The 945-nt window shown below is 71.7% G+C and carries 2 protein-coding genes; both read right to left on the bottom strand.

Going from position 1 to position 945, the window contains the following annotated elements; translation table 11 throughout:
* Positions 1–501: 5-oxoprolinase subunit B family protein (locus MEICH_RS29155; protein WP_027891530.1), on the bottom strand; the 501-nt coding region annotated here is incomplete at its 3' end.
* Between the two features lie 210 nt (positions 502–711).
* The coding region (locus MEICH_RS29655; RefSeq protein ID WP_036218277.1) for a LamB/YcsF family protein at positions 712–945 on the bottom strand (234 nt) is incomplete at its 5' end.

Consider the following 945-nt stretch of genomic DNA (forward strand, 5'->3'; position numbering starts at 1 on the left):
CCCGCCCGGGGAGGGGAGCGGGTAGACGCCGGTCTGGCCCGCCGCCATCGCCACCCGGTGCGCCGGGACCTGCTTGCGCGGGGCCGCCCGGCGCGGCAGCCGCAGCCGCTCGTCCACGTCGCCCATGAAGGCGAACCCCGGCGTGAAGCCCAGCGCGTAGACGTGATACGTCGCCCGGCTGTGCAACTCGACGACCTCGGCCACGCTCAGGCCCGTGCGCCGCGCCACCTCCTCGAGGTCCTCCCCGTCGTAGCGCACCCCGACCTCGACCCGGCGGGAAGGGGCAGGCTCGAGCACCGCCCCCGCGTGCCGCTCGACCCACGCCCGCACCGCCGCCTCCGCCGAGTCATCGCCGTACTCGACGTAAAGGTTGACGTACCCCGGCACCACGTCGCTCACACCCGCCAAGGGGTCGTTCAGAAGGGCTCGAGCCAGCGCCTGCAGCCGCGCGTTGGCGGCAGGGTCGGGTTTCTGGGCAAAGGGAAGGTAGAAGCCGGGCATGGGGGGTTGTTTTATTATCAGCGGTCAGCCGTCAGCCGTCAGCCATCACCGGGAGGCCCGTGGCTCGTGGAAAACCCTCCCCGCCGGCGGGGAGGGTTTATCCCCCCCAGCCCCCCTTGCTAAGGGGGGTGAAGAAGGGGCGTCTTGCGTCTCGCGTACGACGTACGACCCGCGCCCGGCTATCGACCATCGACTATCGACCATCGACATTCAAAACGCCACCAACCGAACCCCCTCCGCCTCGAGCGCCTCCCGCACGGCTTTGGCGATCTGCACCGCGTTGGGGTTGTCGCCATGGATGCACAGGGTTTGCGGGCGCATCTCGACCCAGCCGCCATCTACCGCCTCGACGCGGCCGTGCAGCGCCATCGCCACGGCGCGGCGGGCGGCTTCGTGGGGGTCGTGGACGATGGCCCCGGGCTGCCCGCGGGCGGCCAGGCGGCC

It is taken from the genome of Calidithermus chliarophilus DSM 9957 (genome assembly GCF_000430045.1).
Lineage (GTDB): Bacteria > Deinococcota > Deinococci > Deinococcales > Thermaceae > Calidithermus > Calidithermus chliarophilus.